Genomic DNA, 16275 nt, shown 5'->3' with positions numbered 1-16275 from the left:
GGACAGTGACGACCGCGACGGAGAGGTCACCGTCCCTCGAACTCGGGGTCCCGTTGCTCCATGAACGCCCGCGCGCCCTCGGCGTGGTCGGCTGTAGTGAACGCGACGCCCTGTGCCGCCGCCTCGTTTTCCAGCGCCGCTTCGAGGCCGGTCTCCGTCCCGCGGTCGATGAGCCGCTTGGCCTCGGCGAGGCCGACCGTCGGCCCGTCGGCGATGGTCTCGACGAGGTTCCTGACGCCCGCCTCGAACTCGTCGGCTGCGAACAGGCGGGTGAACACGCCCAGTTCGCGCGCCGCGTCGGCGTCGAGCAGTTCCCCGGTGAACACCAACTCCTTGGCCTTGTTCGGGCCGACGATGCGCGGCAGGAAGTACGAGACGCCGGAGTCGACGGCGAGGCCGACCTGCCGGAAGCCGAAGCCGACGCTCGCGTCGGGGCTGGCGAGTTGCACGTCACAGGCCAGCAGGAGGCCGCTCCCGGCACCGAAGGCCGGCCCGTCGACTTTCGCCACGACGGGCAGGCGACAGCCGTGGACGGCCCGGATGGCCGGATTGATGGCGTCAGTGACCAGTTCGACGCGCTCGGCCGGCGGCCGGTCCTCGGCGACGCCCTCGACCATCGCGCTCACGTCGCCGCCGGCACAGAAGGCCGACCCCGCGCCCTCGACGACGACACAGCGGGCGTCGCTGTCGGCGATGGCCTCGAACACCGCGACGAGTCGCCGGGCGGTGTCGGCCGCGAGCGCGTTGCGCACGTCGGGTCTATTCAGCGTGACCGTCGCCACGCCGTCGGTAACGTCCAGCAGGACCGCGTCGTCGGACATGCCCGACTGAACGGCCCGAAGGGTGGTAACAGTACGCCCCGCGGCCACGCCGTCGCGGTCGCCGAGTCGGTGGACCGCCGGGCCGTCACGGCCGCCGAGTCGGTCGGACCCAATCTGGTTGGGCACTGCCTTTTGTACCGTCCGCGTCGAGGGTAGCGTATGCGTCTCCACTGGCACCGGCGGGACCTCCGCGCGGCCGACAACCCCGGACTGGCCGCGGCGAGCGCGGACGACCCCGTCGTCCCCGTTTTCGTCTTCGACCGCGACGTGCTCGCCCACGCCGGCCCGCCCCGCGTCGCGTTCATGCTCGACGCGCTGGCCGCGCTGCGCTCGTGGTACCGCGACCGCGGCAGCGACCTCGTCGTCGCCCGCGGCGACCCGCGGGAGGTCCTGCCGGAACTGGCCGCCGAGTACGACGCCGAGACGGTCACGTGGGGCCGGGATTACTCCGGCCTCGCGCGCGAGCGCGACGCCGCCGTCCGCCGGGCGCTCGACGACGCCGACATCCGGCGCGAAGCCGTCCAAGACGCCGTCCTGCACGAACCCGGCGAGATAACGACCAGCGACGGCGACTATTACAGCGTCTTCACCTACTTCGGTCGGAAGTGGCAGGACCGCGAGAAGGACGCCCCCTACGACCCGCCCGAGGCGGACGCGCTGGCGGACGTGCGCGGCGAGGACCTGCCGACGCTCTCGGAACTCGGTTTCGACGAGCCGGCGGCCGACGTGCCGCCCGCGGGGACCGAACCCGCCCGCGAGCTGTTGGCGTCGTTCCTCGACGACGACGTGTACCGCTACGAGCAGCGCCGGGACTACCCCGCCGACGAGTGCACATCGCGGCTCTCGGCCCACCTCAAGTTCGGCACTATCGGCATCCGCGAGGTGTACGCCGAGACGGCGGCGGCCCGGGACCGCGTCGAACCCGGGAGCGAGCGCGCGGCCGCCGTCGAGGAGTTCCTCGACCAACTGGCGTGGCGGGAGTTCTACGCGCAGGTCCTGTTCGCCGACCCGCAGGTGGTCACGGAGAACTACAAGTCCTACGAGCGCCCCATCGAGTGGGCCGAGGACCCCGAGAAGCTACAGGCGTGGAAGGACGGCGAGACCGGCTACCCCATCGTCGACGCGGGAATGCGCCAACTCCGCGCGGAGGCATACATGCACAACCGCGTGCGGATGATCGTCGCCTCGTTTCTCACGAAGGACCTGCTGCTCGACTGGCGGCACGGCTACGAGTGGTTCCGGGAGCGACTGGTCGACCACGACACCGCCAACGACAACGGCGGGTGGCAGTGGGCCGCCTCGACCGGCACCGACGCCCAGCCGTACTTCCGAATCTTCAACCCGATGACGCAGGGCGAGCGCTACGACCCCGACGCCGAGTACATCAAGGCGTACGTCCCCGAACTGCGCGATGCCGCCCCGGAGATAATCCACGGGTGGCACGAGGCGTCGCTGACCCAGCGCCGCAACGCCGCGCCCGACTACCCGGACCCCATCGTCGACCACAGCGAGCGACGCGAGGAAGCCATCTCGATGTTCGAGCGAGCGAGGGGCGACGACTGAGCGGACGGTGGGCCGCGGCGCGGAGCGGCGAGGGAAGGTCGCCGAACGCGACAGTTCCGCCGTGCTGACGGCTCGCTGACCGTTCGGTGCCGCGTCCGCGCGCGCCCCGCGTTCCGACGGGACAGCGCCGGCCGCGGTCGGGTGTCCGGGTGTCGTCTCCCGCCGCGTGACGCGTGGTAACGTGCGGCTCCTAACGTTTAACAGTCGTCCGACCCACCCTCAAACCGGAGGGGATTTCATATGTCCGAACATTCCGACCCCGAACTGCCGCCGCTACCGTACGACTACGACGCCTTGGAGCCCCACATCTCCGAGCAGGTACTGACGTGGCACCACGATACCCACCATCAGGGGTACGTCAACGGGCTGGCCTCGGCCGAGGAGACGCTCGCGGAGAACCGCGAGTCCGGCGACTTCTCCTCGACGGCCGGCGCGCTGGGCAACGTTACCCACAACGGCTGTGGTCACTATCTCCACACGCTGTTCTGGGAGAACATGGACCCCAACGGTGGCGGCGAACCCGACGGCGACCTCCGCGACCGCATTGAGGAGGACTTCGGTTCCTACGAAGGCTGGAAAGGCGAGTTCGAGGCCGCCGCGTCCGCTGCCGGCGGCTGGGCGCTGCTGGTCTACGACCCCGTCGCCAAACAGCTTCGCAACGTCGCGGTCGACAAGCACGACCAAGGCGCGCTCTGGGGCGCACACCCCATCCTCGCGCTCGACGTGTGGGAACACTCCTACTACTACGACTACGGCCCGGCCCGCGGCGACTTCATCGACGCCTTCTTCGAGGTCGTCGACTGGGAGAAGTCCGCCGAGGAGTACGAGAAGGTCGTCGGTCGCGTCGAGTAACCCCGTCAACCAGACCGTTTTTTCGCGCCCGCGAACGACCAGCTGTCGGTCCGCGAGCCGCGGTGGCCGCCCGTAACGACGCTTCGAGGGATTTACCCCGGGTCTCGGACAACCGGCGTGTATGCCTGTCCCCAGAGACGAGTTCGACGACCTGCTGCCGTTCAGACTGCACGAGCCCGCGGACGTGTTGGAGCCGGAGCTTCTGTACACCATCCCGGAGCTCGCCCGGCTGTTGCAGGGGCTGCCGGCCGACGCCGAACTGAGCGACTTCAACGAGTCCGTCTTCATCGACTGGGCCATCCCGTGGATGGTGTACCATCAGGACGCGCTCGTGTTCGCCGAACCGGACGACGAGGACGTGGTCGGGCTGTACGGACTCGCCGACGTATGAAGCTCCTCGTCGCCGGCGGCGACCGCGTGGACGCGGGCAAGACGACCTTCAGCGTCGGCCTCGTCGAGCACACCGGCGCGCGCGGGTTCAAGCCCCGCGCGGGCAACGACTTCTGGTTCGACCACGACGACGTGCTGGACGCGACCGACGAGGGTCGGCTCTACGGGAAAGACGCCAAGCGGCTGGCAGCCGCTTCGCCCGGCTCGGTCGAGCCCGAGGCCATCAACGCGGTCCACCGGCTCTGGCACCCCTCGGCCGGCGGCGGGACCGGGCTGCTCGGGAGCCCGAACCGCCAGTTCGTCGTCGACCGCGTGAGCCGGTCACCGGAAGACGCGGAGTTCGTCGTCAACGGCACCGTCGACATCCCCGAGACGGTCGCCGACCGCCTCGGGCTGTCGGCCGCGCCACGGGTCACGTCGGTCCCCGACTTCAACGACCTGATGGGCGCGATGCACGCGGAGGCCTTGGCGGACCTCGCGGCCGACGTGGCCGACGCCGAGCGGGCCGTCGTCGAGTCCTACGCCGACGTGGCCCGGCCCATCGACGGTTTCGAACCCGACGCCGTCGCCGTCGTCGAACCGGGTCGTGCCCGGTTCTTCGACGGCCACCGCTACGCGAAGGCCTGCGAAATCGCGTCGGGGAGCCCCGAGGAGGGGCGACTGGAGGAACGCGTCGAGAACGTCGTCGACCTGATAGAGCAGCGGGCGGCCGTCAGGCTGCCGGCGCTGGACGCCGAGACGCGGGCCGACCCGGCGGCCGTCGCCGACGCCTACGACCACGCCTACGACGCGCTGCTGGCGACGGCGTTCGACTGACCTCAGAGGTTCGCAAACGCTTCGTCGACGAGTTCCCCGGTCTCGGCCACGATGTCTTCCATCGTCTCGTCGTCCGGTGCCAGCCCGGTCAGGCGGGCGATGCGGATGATAGAGACGTGATAGACCGTCTGGACGCCCGGCGCTTCCTGCCAGACGACGACGTTACAGGGAAAGAGTGCGCCGATGCGGTTCGCCGAGGCGTCGAGCGCGCGGTCGGCTACCGACGGGTTGCACGCCCCCAGCACGTAGTAGGGGTCCCGGTCGGCGTCGACTTTCTCGTTGAGCAGGGCCGACGGTGAGAACTCCGCCGGAAAGCCGAATCCCGCGTCGGCGAACGTCTCGCGGACGTGTTCGACGGCTTCCTCGTGGTCCATCTCTAGCGTGGCGCGCTTCTCGCCCACGTCACCGGCGGCGATGTCGGCCGGGTCTATCGGGAGCATGGCGGTACTCCGGCCGGCCCTCCCAAAGCGCTTGTCCCGACGGGTCGGTCGCCGCGCGCTTCGAGGCCGAGACGCCTTCTGTTCGACTATGATGAACACGCAGTGTTCGAACGCGGACACGGCCGGTGACGTGCCCGCACGGCCCCGAATCGCCGACCGGACCGGCCGCGGCCCGGACCGGCGTTCCAGTCAGTGTAACTGGTTTTCGAATTTATGAATCGGCCGCCTCAGCCGTCGTCGAGCCGATTCGTACACGAACGACCATCGGGCTCTCCTACCCCGATTCAATAACGTTTTACGCCTGCGCTCGGGAGCGACTGGTATGAATTTGCACGCCAGAGAAATTAATCAGGACGTGCGCGAGTTGGGCGAACTCGTGGGCGACGTTCTCGAGGCACAGTCGTCTTCGGAAGCGTTCGAGATTGTCGAACGCATCCGGACGTCGTCTATCGACTACCGGCGCGGCGACGCCGAGACGCGGACCGACGTGGGCCAGACGCTGGACAGCCTCGACCCGGAGATGGAAGACATCGTCGCACGCGCGTTCACGACGTACTTCGAACTCATCAACCTCGCCGAGGAGCGCGAGCGCGTCCGCGAGATACGCGAGGGGAGTCAGGAGGGCGTCCTCGACGACAGCGTCGCCGCCGCGGTCGAGGACCTCGCCGACGGAGGGGCCGACGCCGACGAACTGGAGAGCGTCCTCAAGGACGTTCTCATCCAGCCGACCTTCACCGCCCACCCGACCGAGGCCCGCCGGAAGACGGTCAAAGCGAAGCTCCGCGCGGTCGCCGGCGACCTCGAAGAGCTCGACGAGGTCCGGCTGACCGACCGGGAGACCGAGCGGGTGAAACGCGACCTCGACGCCGAGGTGACGAGCCTCTGGCAGACGCCGCAGGTCCGGGACCGCCGCCCCGAGGTCACCGACGAGGCGCTCAACGTCCAGTGGTACCTCGAAAACGTCCTGTTCGATGTCATCGACGAGGTGTACGACGAACTGGAGTACGCCATCGACGACGTCTACGACGCCGACGTGGACGTGCCGAAGCTCTACGAGTTCCGCTCGTGGGCCGGCTCCGACCGCGACGGCAACCCCTTCGTCACCCCCGAGGTCACCGAGGAGACGCTGGAACGCCAGCGCGACACCATCCTCCCGCTGTACCGCGACCGGCTCAAGGAACTCTCGGGCGTGCTGAGTCAGGACGCCTCGAACATCACCACCGGCGACGAGTTCGACGAGAGCCTCCAGTCCCACAAGGAACAGCTCCCCGGCGTCGCCGACGAGGCCGAACAGCGCTACCCCGACGAGCCCTACCGCCAGAAGCTGAAGCTGATGCGCGAGTCGGTCCTTCGGGTCGGCGACGTTCGACAGGGCGGCTACGAGGGCCACGGCGAACTGCTCGACGACCTCCGGGTCATCGCCGAGAGCCTGCGGGACAACGCCGCGGAGGTCGTCGCCGAGTCACACGTCGACCCCCTCGCGCGGAAGGTCGACACCTTCGGCTTCACGCTCGCCAGTCTGGACCTGCGCGACCACCGGAAGATGCACACCGACGCCATCGCCGAGACCGTCGCGGACGAGGGCGTCGACTACGCCGAGATGGACGAACAGGAACGCGTCGAGTTCCTGACCGAGGCCATCCTCCAGGAGGGGCAGGTCGTGGACATGACCGACACCGACGACCTCTCCGAGGACAGCCAGCGCGTCCTCCGGCGGTTCCGCAAGACGGCCGAGTGGCAGAAGGAGTACGGCGTCGACGCCATCGACACCTACGCCATCAGCTGGTGTGAGGAGCCCAGCCACGTGCTGGAGGTCCTCTTCCTCGCCGATCAAGTCGACATCGTCGACCTGCCGGGCTACTGCGGGCTGGACATCGTCCCGCTGCTGGAGTCGGAGTACGCGCTCTCGGGCGCGCGGCGCATCATGGGGACGCTGTTCGAGAACGACGCCTACGCGAAGGCACTGGAGGCCCGCGAGGGCGTCCAGGAGATAATGCTGGGGTACTCGGACTCCAACAAGGAGAACGGCTTCCTCGCGGCCAACTGGTCGCTGTACAACAACCAGAAGCGACTCGCCAACATCACCGACGACTTCGACGTGGAGATGCGGCTGTTCCACGGCCGCGGCGGCTCCATCTCGCGGGGCGGCGGCCCGATGAACGACGCGATGCTGGCCCTGCCAAACGAGACGGTCACCGGCCAGATCAAGTTCACCGAGCAGGGCGAGGCCATCGCCGAGAAGTACGCCAACCCCGACATCGCCGAGCGCAACCTCGAACAGATGCTCAACGCCCAGATACGCGCCCGGCACAACGCCCTCGAAGAGCCGGTCGAGGAGATACCCGAGGAGTGGCGCGAGGCGATGGAGACGGCCGCGCCGGCCGCCCGCGAGGAGTACCGCGACCTGCTCGAGACCGACGGCTTCGTCGAGTTCTTCGAGCAGGCCACGCCCATCACCGTCATCGAGAACCTCAACATGGGGTCGCGGCCGGCCTCCCGCAGCGAGGACCGCAGCGTCGAGGACCTCCGGGCCATCCCGTGGGTGTTCTCGTGGACGCAGGCCCGCTGTATCATCCCGGGGTGGTACTCCATCGCCACCGGCCTGAACGCCTATCTGGAGGCGGGCGGCGATGTCGAGACGCTCCAAGAGATGTACGAGGAGTGGCCGTTCTTCCGGACGAAACTCGACAACGCGTCGCTGGCGCTGGCCCGTACCGAGATGGGCATCGCCGAGGAGTACGCCGACCTCGCCGACGAGGACCTCCGGGAGCGAATCTTCCCGCGGGTCCGCGAGGAGTACGAGGAGACAGTCGCGCTCGTCGAGGACATCACCCAGCGGGAAGGGCTGCTCTCCCGGGACTGGCTACAGGAGAACCTCGAACGGCGCAACCCCTACGTCGACCCGCTGAACCTCCTGCAGGTCCGCCTGCTCGCCCAGTCCCACCTCACCGAGACCGAGAAGCGGACGCTGCGGCTGACGGTGCAGGGTATCGCCGCCGGGATGAAAAACACCGGATAGCGGCCGTCGGGGCCGCGTTCCGGCCTCACTCCCCGTAGCGTGCAAACGACTAACAACTGAAGTAGTAATCACCGACACTTTTACTGTCTCACCGGGTGAGTCGCGGGTATGGCACTAGAGCGAATTCTCCTCGCAGTAGGACCGAACGACAAGGACCGCATCGACGCACTGGCCGACACCGTCACCGACATCGCCGGGCCGGCCGGCGCGGAGGTCGTCATCGCACACGTGTTCACCGGTGACGAGTACGACAACGTGGTCGACCGGCTGGAGTTCGAAGCCGCCGGCGAGGCCGACCCGGACGCCGTCGCCGACCGCCACGCCACCGTCCGCGGGCTGGAGGACCGACTGGGCGACGCGGGCGTCTCCTACAGCGTCCGCGGTGCTGTCGGCAACCACGGCGAGCAGATCGTCTCGCTCGCGGAGGACACCCGCGCGGACCTCGTGGTCGTCGGCGGTCGTAAACGCTCCCCCACCGGGAAGGCCGTCTTCGGCTCCGTCGCACAGGAAGTCATGATGAACGCTCCGTGCCCGGTCACCTTCGTCCGGGGCGAGTAAGGGAACCGCCGCTCTCTGCGGACTACTCGACCAGCGCCGCTTCGACCAGTTCGAGCGGGTGGCGAACGTCGTAGCCGGTCCCGTGTTCCATCTGCATCGAGCAGGTCGGACACTCGGTCATGCCGGTCGTTCCCTCGGCGTGCTCCATGTGGTCGAACATCTCTTCGCCGATGTCCATCGAGGTGTCGTACTTCTCTGCTTTCCAGCCGTAGGTGCCCGAGATGCCCGAACAGGAGTCGCCCACGTCCGCGATGCCGACGCCGTCGAGGTCACGGAACAGTTCGACGGCTTGCCGGTCGAGGCCCTGATTGCGGGCGTGACACGGCGCGTGGTAGGCGAACTCCCGGGCGAGGTCGCCCTCGATGTCGGCCTCGCGAAGCTCCCCGCGGATGTCCTCGTGGATGCGGAGGTACTCGATGGACTCGAAGGTGTTCTCGGCCACGTCGTCGATGCCGTCGATGTCGAACAGTTCGGGGTACTCCTGCCGGAGCGCCATCGAACAGGAGGTACAGGAGGCGATGGCGTCGTACCCCTCCGCGACGAGGTCGGCGAAAGAGGAGACGGTCACCTCGGCGTCCCGCCGGGCGTCCGCGAGCATCCCGTTTGCGAACATCGGGGTTCCCGAACAGCCCTGTTCTGGGACGACCACCTCGTAGCCGAAGTGTTCGTAGACGCGGACGAGCGCCTTCCCGACCTCGGGGGTGTTGTACTCCGAGTAACAGCCGTGGAAGTACGCTATCTTCTTCTCGGCGTCGACCGGTTCGCCCCGGCGCTCTCGGGCCTCGCGGGCCCGTTCCCGCGAGCCGTCGGCCCCGCCGTTGGCGGCGAACCACTCGGTGAACGTCTCGGTGGCGAACGCGGGGAACTCCCGCTCGCTGGTGATGCCCATGGCCTTCTCCATGAGCCAGCGGGCCGGCCCGAAGTTCATCGCGACGTTCGCCAGCCGCGGCACCTTGCTGGCGATGGCGGCGGAGGTCCGGTAGTTGGCGAGGATTCGGTTGCGGACGTACTCGACCGAGAGCGTGTCCATCTGCTCGCTGACGTACTCGCCGCGGGCGGTGTTGTGCATCTGGCTGAGCGGGACCCCGGACGGACAGGCGTCGTCGCACCGCATGCAGTTCGAGCAGGACATGACGGAGTCGTCGACCGCGTGGTCGTCGTCGGTCCGTTTCAGCCGCCACTGCTCGGGGCCTTGGAACTTCGGCCCGGGGAAGTCGTCGTCGACCGCCGCGACGGGACAGTTGGTGTCACAGGTGGCGCACTTGTAACAGGAGTCGGCACCGGGCCGGAGGTCGAAGTCGTCGCTGTCGGGGAAGACGTCGACGGGCTCGAACCCCTCGCCGGTGTTGGGTTCGGCCGGGGCGAACTCCCGGTCGGTCTCCGCGTCCGGCCGGGCGTCCTCGGCGTCGCTCATCGTGCCTCCCCCGCGGCGCGTCGGCCCGCGGCGTGGCCGGTCGCTATCGAGACGCCGCTGCCGGACTTCTCGGCCGCGAAGTCGTAGCCCCCCAGCACCGAGCCGGCGGCCCTGAGGTTCGAGAACTCTGTCCCGCCGCCGGCGTCCAGCGGTCGGAGGTCCCCGTCGGTGCGGACGCCGAAGCGGGCGAACGGGTGGTCCCCGAAGGCGTCGCTGTCGAACCACTCGTAGCGGTCGTCGTCGTGGGCGACGTGACAGTCGAATATCGGCTCGTAGACGGACTCGCGGTCGGACTCGACGCCCTTGCCCACGAGGCCGCCGGTGGCGAGGACGAACTGGTCGGCCGCGTAGGGGACCGCGGAGCCGTTCTTCTCGACCACGACGCGCTCGACGCGGTCCCCGCCCTCGTAGTCGACGACGGGATTGCCCGTCTCGTAGTTGCCCCCCGCCGCGTCCAGCGCCGCGAACAGCGCGTCTTCGAGCCGGAGCCCGGGCAGCGAGGGCGGTCCCGTCGGCACCTCGAACACGTCGACGCCCAACCGCTCGGAGAGCGCGGCCCGCACCGCTCCGGGGTCGTCGTCGCCGAGGACCGCCGGGAACCCCACTCGCCGTTCGTCGCCGAGGTGGTCGTCGACGGCGTCGGCCAAGGCGTCGCGGGCCCCGACAGTCCGGCCGTCGACGGCCACCTCGCCGTTCCGGTCCAGCAACTTCGCGTAGCGGGTCACCTTCGCGTCCGCCCGGAGGTCGCCGGGGAACCGGACGGTGACGCCGCGCACGTCGAAGGGGACGCCCGTGGCCCGCAGGTGGGCCGCGACGTGGGCGGCGTCGAAATCGACCCCGGACTCGAAGCCGACCAGCAGGGCGTCGCGGGTGTCGCTCGCGAGGCCGGCAGCGGCCCCCTCGGGGTACCGCGCGGTCGGCTTGACCGTCCCGCCGTGGGTCGGCAACAGGGCGTTCGTCTCGGTGTGGTCGCCCGCGTAGTGGGACACGGCGTCGTCGAACGCCGACAGCGCTTCGCGGACGCCCGCCACGCCGACGGCCCGGTAGGGGTGTCGGTCCGGGAGGGTCGGAATCGCGTCGAAGGGGTCGGTGAGCGGCCCGTCGCCGTCGGGGCCGTAGCCCAGCACGTCGACCAGCCCCGATGCCTGCCGGAGCGTGCTCTGCTTGTACGACAGCAGGCGTACGTCGACCCCTGCGCGGGCGGCGGCGACGGCGCTCGTCAGGCCGGCGAGGCCGCCGCCGACGACGAGCACGTCCGACTCAATCGCCATGTCGCCCCCCGTCGGCCGCCACGTCGCCGCCCGGCGGGGCGTCGCGTCGTTCGGTCCCGTCGTCGAAGGCCGCGAACGCCACCGGGTCGCCGTCGGCCGGGTCCCGGTCGCGGTTCTGCGTGGCCGCGTGCAGCGCGTAGTTCAGCGCCGCCTGCGAGAGCTGTTGGCCCCACAGGGCGTGGCGCTGGCCCTTCCAGCGCTCCTGTAACAGTTCGTCCCACGACCGCCGGACGACGGACTCGTCGTAGGCGTCGTGCAGTTCGCTCGCCAGCCGGTGAGCACAGAAACCGCCCTGACAGTTGCCCATCGAGGCGCGGGTGCGGATGCGGACCGCGTTGAGGTCCGAGCCGGACGCCTCGATTGCGTCGCGTACCTCGGCGCGGGTGACGCCCTCGCACTCGCAGACCGTCGGGTTGGGCCCGTCGGTCTTCAGCACCTCCTCGGCCCGCGAACCCAGCCGTTCGACGCTCCGGCGGCCGATGGGCGAGCGCAGGCCGAATTCGTCCATGTAGTCCCGCAGGAGGCTGAAGTCCTCGCTGCCGGGCAGGGGCACGTCGGCGGTCCGGCAGTCGGCGTCGACGCCGAGCTTGGCACAGACGTGGTCGCTTATCTCCTCGCCCATCATCCGGTAGGTGGTGAACTTCCCGCCGACGATGCTCGTCAGCCCGCCCAGACCGTCCCGTTCGTCGTGGTCCAACAGGAAGTAGTCCCGCGTGATGTCCGTCGGGTCGTCGCTGCCGACCTCCGGGGGCTCGTACAGCGGGCGCACGCCCCAGAACGAGCGGATGGTCCGGGCCTCCGACAGCATCGGTATCAGCTCCGAGAGCGTATCTATCATCATGTCGACCTCCCACCCTTCCTCGGGGTAGTCCTCGGGGTCCGAGACCTCCTCGTCGGTCGTTCCGAGGATGGCCGTCGTCTCGTGGGGGACGACGATGTCGGCGTCGCCTTTCGGGCGACAGCGGTTGATGACCGTGTCGACCTGCCGGACGTTCATGATGGTCATCACGCCCTTCGAGGGACGGACTTCGATGTCGACGCCGGCCATGTCGCCGATGCGGCCCGCCCACGCGCCCGTCGCGTTGACGACGTAGTCGGCGTGTAGCTCCTCGCGGCCGCCCTCGACCCCGTGGACGCGCTTGCCCGGGCCGGAGTCGTGTTCGACTTCGACGCCCACTACCTCGTCGCCATCGACGAGGAGGTCGGTCACCGTCGAGTGGGTCTCGATGCGGGCACCGTGTTCCTCCGCGCTGGCGGCGTTGGCGACGACCAGTCGGAACGGGTCGACCGCCCCGTCGGGGACCGAAATCGCCTTGTCGACGTCGGCGGCGAGGTGTGGCTCCATCGCCCGGGCCTCCTCGCCCGAGAGGACCTCGGCGGGGATGCCACACGCCTCACAGCCAGCCAACTTCTCTTGGAAGTACTCTTCGGAGTCTTCGGGACGTTTCACGAACAGGCCGCCGGTCATCTCGACGCAGTGGCCGGCGATGTCCCGGAGGACGCGGTTCTCCTCGATGCACTCCCTCGCGCTGGCTCGGTCGGAGACCGCGTACCGCCCGCCGCTGTGGAGCAGGCCGTGCATCCGCCCGGTCGTCCCGTGCGTGAGATTGCCTTGTTCCAACAGGGTCACGTCGAGGCCCCGCATAGCGAGGTCGCGGGCGATGCCGGCCCCGGTCGACCCGCCGCCGACGACGGCGATGTGTGGTGTCGATGCCATCTACTACCGGTGCTTTGGCGTCCATCCACTTTATTTTACCGACGGAAGGGGATTCGACAGTAAATTTAACAGGTAATCGTGTGTGACTGGTGGGGCGGTACTTCGTGACACACGTTCTCCGCAGCGCCGGCCGCGACGGCTCCGGAGACCGGAGCGATTCGCCAAAACCCGTTTATCGGCCGCAATGGCGGTAGATACCTCCGCGTAGACCCGGAGCGGCGGCCTCTACTGGCGGCAGTGTTTCGGTACCACCGCTTGGGCTTTACTGATAATATTGGAACTGCCCGGTCGGGCCTCACCTTCGGCGGGTCGCTGCTGGCCGGCCGACGAACTGCTTTCGGCTCGGTCCCCGTCGACTCCCGACTCGCGGACCCGGAAGCAACGCGCCAGAGGCGCTGTGCGGTCCCCGTCGGTTGTCTCGGGAGTCCCGCTCACGCACGCGGTGGTGTCCCGTGAGGTGTGGACGGACTCCATCGGCCCCTCCGTACTATCACTGCGGAGTCCGTAGGTGGAAGCGACACCGTCGATATCGTCACCGCCGACCGCGCTGGGCTCACTCTATGAGACCGGAAACGACCGATATCGGGACATTCAGGGCGTCGTAGCCACGCTTGGGGTTCTTTATTCGCCTGTAGTCTCCGGCAGTAATCTTTATAATGATTCACTATATTGTTTATCGACAAGGCGGTGTCTCAGGTAAACATCCGCCGTCACGGAGCACACAACAATGGCAGACACGTACGTCGGCGCAATCGATCAGGGGACGACCGGCACTCGCTTCATGGTATTCGACCACAGCGGGCAGGTCGTCGCCAACGCCTACGAGAAACACGAACAGATATACCCGGAACCCGGCTGGGTCGAGCACGACCCCGTCGAGATATGGGAGAACACGAAGTCGGTCGTGACGACCGGGCTAGACGACGCCGGGTTGGACGCGAGCCAACTGGAGGCGCTGGGCATCACGAACCAGCGCGAGACGACAGTCGTGTGGGACGCGGAGACGGGCAAGCCGGTCCACAACGCCCTCGTCTGGCAGGACCGCCGGACGACCGACCGCGTCGAGGAGCTACAGGAGCAGGGCAAGGTCGGGGAGATACGCGAGAAGACCGGGCTGGAGTGTGACGCCTACTTCTCGGCGACGAAGACCGAGTGGATTCTGGACAACGCCGAGCCGCTGAAGATGCAAAGCGCCCGCGCGGAGGACCTGCGCGACCGGGCCGCGGCGGGGGAACTCCTGATGGGGACCATCGACGCGTGGCTCATCTACAACCTCACGGGCAACCACATCACGGACGTCTCGAACGCCTCCCGGACGATGCTGTACAACATCGAGGACTTGGAGTGGGACGCCGACCTGTTGGAGGAGTTCGGCGTCCCGGCCGCGATGGTCCCGGAGGTCCGTCCGTCCTCCGACGAGGACTTCTACGGCCACACCGACCCCGACGGCTTCCTCGGCGAGGCGGTCCCCGTCGCCGGCGCGTTGGGCGACCAGCAGGCCGCGCTGTTCGGCCAGACCTGCTTCGACGAGGGCGACGCGAAGAACACCTACGGCACCGGCTCGTTCTACCTGATGAACACCGGGAGCGAGGCAGTCGCGTCAGACCACGGGCTCCTGACGACTATCGGCTTCCAGTTGTCCGGCGAGCCGGTCCAGTACGCGCTGGAGGGCTCTATCTTCATCACCGGGGCCGCAATCGAGTGGCTCGAAGACGTGGACCTCATCAACAACGCCGCCCAGACGGCGGAACTGGCCCGCTCGGTCGACTCGACCGACGGCGTCTACATGGTGCCCGCGTTCACCGGCCTCGGCGCGCCCCACTGGGACGGGCGCGCACGCGGGACCATCGTCGGGATGACCCGCGGCACCCGGAAAGAACACATCGTCCGCGCGACGCTGGAGTCCATCGCCTACCAGACCCGCGACATCGCCGAGGCCATGGAGGCCGACTCCGGCGTCGAGACGACGACGCTGCGTGTCGACGGCGGCGCTGTCAAGAACAACTTCCTCTGTCAGCTCCAGTCCGACATCATCCAGACCGACATCGCCCGGCCGGAAGTCGACGAGACCACCGCGCTGGGCTCGGCCTACGCCGCCGGGCTGGCCGTCGGCTACTGGGACTCCGTCGACGAACTGCGCGACAACTGGCAGGTCGACCGCGAGTTCGCCCCCGAGATGGACAGTGGCGAGGCCGACGCGATGTACGGCCGCTGGGACGACGCCGTCGAGCGCTCGCTGGACTGGGCACAGGAGGACTGACTCGTGTACGACCTCGTCCTCCAGATTCCGGTCATCGGCCTCGGCGTCCCCGAGTTCCTCCTGTTGCTCGTCGCCGCCTTCGCTGGCGGCGCGTTCGGCGCGGCCCTCGGCGCGCTGCCGGCGTTCTGTTTCACCGGCTTCATGGTCATCGCCGGGCAGGCGGTCGCAATCCTCCGTGGCAGCCTCGTTGCGGAGGTCGGCGAACTCGGTACCGGCGCGCTCTCGACGGGCGTGACCGGTGCCATCGCCTTCGGTCCCGTCTTCGGCCCCCACGTCTCCTTCGCCGGCGGCGCGGCCGCGGCGGCCTACGCGGCCAAGGCCGACGGCATGTACGAGCCCGACGACGGCGACTACCACGTCGCCAAGGACATCGCCTACGCGCTGGGCACCCGTCCGGACATCCTCGCGGTCGGCGGCCTGTTCGGCATCTTCGGGATGCTCGTCCGCCAAGTCTCGGGCGGCCTCGCGCTGCCGTGGGACCCCATCGCGCTGGGCGTCGTCCTCTCGGCGGTCGCCCACCGACTCGTCTTCGGCTACCCGCTCGTCGGGGCCGGCAGCCGCAACATCCTCGACATGTCCCCCTTCGAGGACGGCGAGAAGCGCGCCGCCACGGACGGCGGCGAGGTCGTGACCGACGGCGGCACCGCCGGCTCCTACCGACTGGCCGTCGAGCCGTGGCTCCCCCACCAGTACAAGTGGGCCAACGTCGCCATGATAGGGCTGGTCGCCGGTCTGCTGGGTGGCTGGATAGCGCTCAAGACCGGGAGCGCGTTCCTCGGGTTCGGCATCTCGGCCGCGAGCCTGACCTTCCTCAACCTCGGGGTCGAGAAGATACCGGTGACCCACCACATCACGCTCCCGGCCAGCACCGCGTCGCTCGCCGTCTTCGGCGGCGCGCCCGCGGCCGGCACGACGGCGGCCGTCGTCGCCCTGCTGGTGGGCGGTCTCTTCGGTGTCTACGGCGCACTGCTGGGCGAAGTCGTCCAGCGGACCTTCTACGCGCACTCGGACACCCACTTCGACCCGCCCGCGGCGGCCATCGTGTTGGCGACGCTGACCGTCGCCGTCCTCGCCATCGCCGGCGTCTTCGGCAGCGCCTCGTGGGTCCCCACGCTGGGGCTCCTGTGAGGAGATAACGTTTTATTTACCGACCG

General features: G+C 68.8%; 13 protein-coding genes. 8 read left to right on the top strand and 5 right to left on the bottom strand.

Translation table 11 applies throughout. The features are described from left to right. Positions 1-26: 26 nt before the first annotated feature. On the bottom strand, positions 27-821 hold the full coding sequence (locus ACV7JO_RS06200) for an enoyl-CoA hydratase/isomerase family protein (protein ID WP_470355471.1): 795 nt from the start codon (positions 819-821) through the stop codon (positions 27-29). A gap of 159 nt (positions 822-980) precedes the next feature. Between ACV7JO_RS06200 and ACV7JO_RS06195 the strand changes: the two genes are divergently transcribed. The 4 genes from ACV7JO_RS06195 to ACV7JO_RS06180 all read left to right on the top strand — a co-directional run bounded on the left by ACV7JO_RS06195 (position 981) and on the right by ACV7JO_RS06180 (position 4442). Further along, positions 981-2384 (top strand): cryptochrome/photolyase family protein, encoded by a 1404-nt coding sequence (locus ACV7JO_RS06195; RefSeq protein WP_470355470.1) that lies wholly within the window; start codon positions 981-983, stop codon positions 2382-2384. A 240-nt stretch (positions 2385-2624) separates the two neighbouring features. After that, entirely contained in the window at positions 2625-3236 is a 612-nt protein-coding gene (gene sod, locus ACV7JO_RS06190; protein ID WP_470355469.1) for a superoxide dismutase, read from the top strand. A 121-nt stretch (positions 3237-3357) separates the two neighbouring features. Further along, positions 3358-3627: a DUF5827 family protein gene (locus ACV7JO_RS06185; RefSeq protein ID WP_470355468.1), complete on the top strand. Its 270-nt coding sequence runs from the start codon at positions 3358-3360 to the stop codon at positions 3625-3627. Then, on the top strand, positions 3624-4442 hold the full coding sequence (locus ACV7JO_RS06180; RefSeq protein ID WP_470355467.1) for an ATPase: 819 nt from the start codon (positions 3624-3626) through the stop codon (positions 4440-4442). The genes ACV7JO_RS06185 and ACV7JO_RS06180 overlap by 4 nt, the downstream gene beginning before the upstream one ends. A gap of 2 nt (positions 4443-4444) precedes the next feature. Here the strand turns inward: ACV7JO_RS06180 and ACV7JO_RS06175 are convergent, their stop codons facing one another. Further along, on the bottom strand, positions 4445-4882 hold the full coding sequence (locus ACV7JO_RS06175; RefSeq protein WP_470355466.1) for a DUF302 domain-containing protein: 438 nt from the start codon (positions 4880-4882) through the stop codon (positions 4445-4447). Between the two features lie 322 nt (positions 4883-5204). Between ACV7JO_RS06175 and ppc the strand changes: the two genes are divergently transcribed. Together ppc and ACV7JO_RS06165 are read left to right on the top strand one after the other, a co-directional pair. Beyond that, positions 5205-7901 (top strand): phosphoenolpyruvate carboxylase, encoded by a 2697-nt coding sequence (gene ppc, locus ACV7JO_RS06170; RefSeq protein WP_470355465.1) that lies wholly within the window; start codon positions 5205-5207, stop codon positions 7899-7901. Between the two features lie 108 nt (positions 7902-8009). After that, the gene (locus ACV7JO_RS06165) at positions 8010-8459 is read left to right on the top strand and encodes a universal stress protein (RefSeq protein WP_470355464.1); all 450 of its coding nucleotides are present in this window, start codon (positions 8010-8012) and stop codon (positions 8457-8459) included. A gap of 22 nt (positions 8460-8481) precedes the next feature. Here the strand turns inward: ACV7JO_RS06165 and ACV7JO_RS06160 are convergent, their stop codons facing one another. From ACV7JO_RS06160 to glpA, 3 genes are read right to left on the bottom strand one after another with little or no spacing between them, the layout of a single operon-like run. After that, on the bottom strand, positions 8482-9873 hold the full coding sequence (locus tag ACV7JO_RS06160) for an anaerobic glycerol-3-phosphate dehydrogenase subunit C (RefSeq protein WP_470355463.1): 1392 nt from the start codon (positions 9871-9873) through the stop codon (positions 8482-8484). Further along, positions 9870-11144 (bottom strand): glycerol-3-phosphate dehydrogenase subunit GlpB, encoded by a 1275-nt coding sequence (glpB, locus tag ACV7JO_RS06155; protein WP_470355462.1) that lies wholly within the window; start codon positions 11142-11144, stop codon positions 9870-9872. Before glpB ends, ACV7JO_RS06160 begins: the two co-directional genes overlap by 4 nt. Then, complete coding sequence (gene glpA / locus ACV7JO_RS06150) at positions 11134-12861, bottom strand: anaerobic glycerol-3-phosphate dehydrogenase subunit GlpA (protein ID WP_470355461.1); 1728 nt, start codon at positions 12859-12861, stop codon at positions 11134-11136. Before glpA ends, glpB begins: the two co-directional genes overlap by 11 nt. Positions 12862-13588: 727 nt before the next feature. On the opposite strand from glpA, the gene glpK reads away from it, so the two are divergent. Further along, positions 13589-15121: a glycerol kinase GlpK gene (gene glpK / locus ACV7JO_RS06145; protein WP_470355460.1), complete on the top strand. Its 1533-nt coding sequence runs from the start codon at positions 13589-13591 to the stop codon at positions 15119-15121. A 3-nt stretch (positions 15122-15124) separates the two neighbouring features. Then, on the top strand, positions 15125-16249 hold the full coding sequence (locus ACV7JO_RS06140) for a DUF7973 family transport facilitator (RefSeq protein WP_470355459.1): 1125 nt from the start codon (positions 15125-15127) through the stop codon (positions 16247-16249). Positions 16250-16275: the final 26 nt, after the last annotated feature.

It is taken from the genome of Haloarcula sp. MBLA0138, from assembly GCF_055632455.1.
Note: the sequence above shows the minus strand (reverse complement) of the source record. Positions and strands in the feature narration are given on the sequence as shown.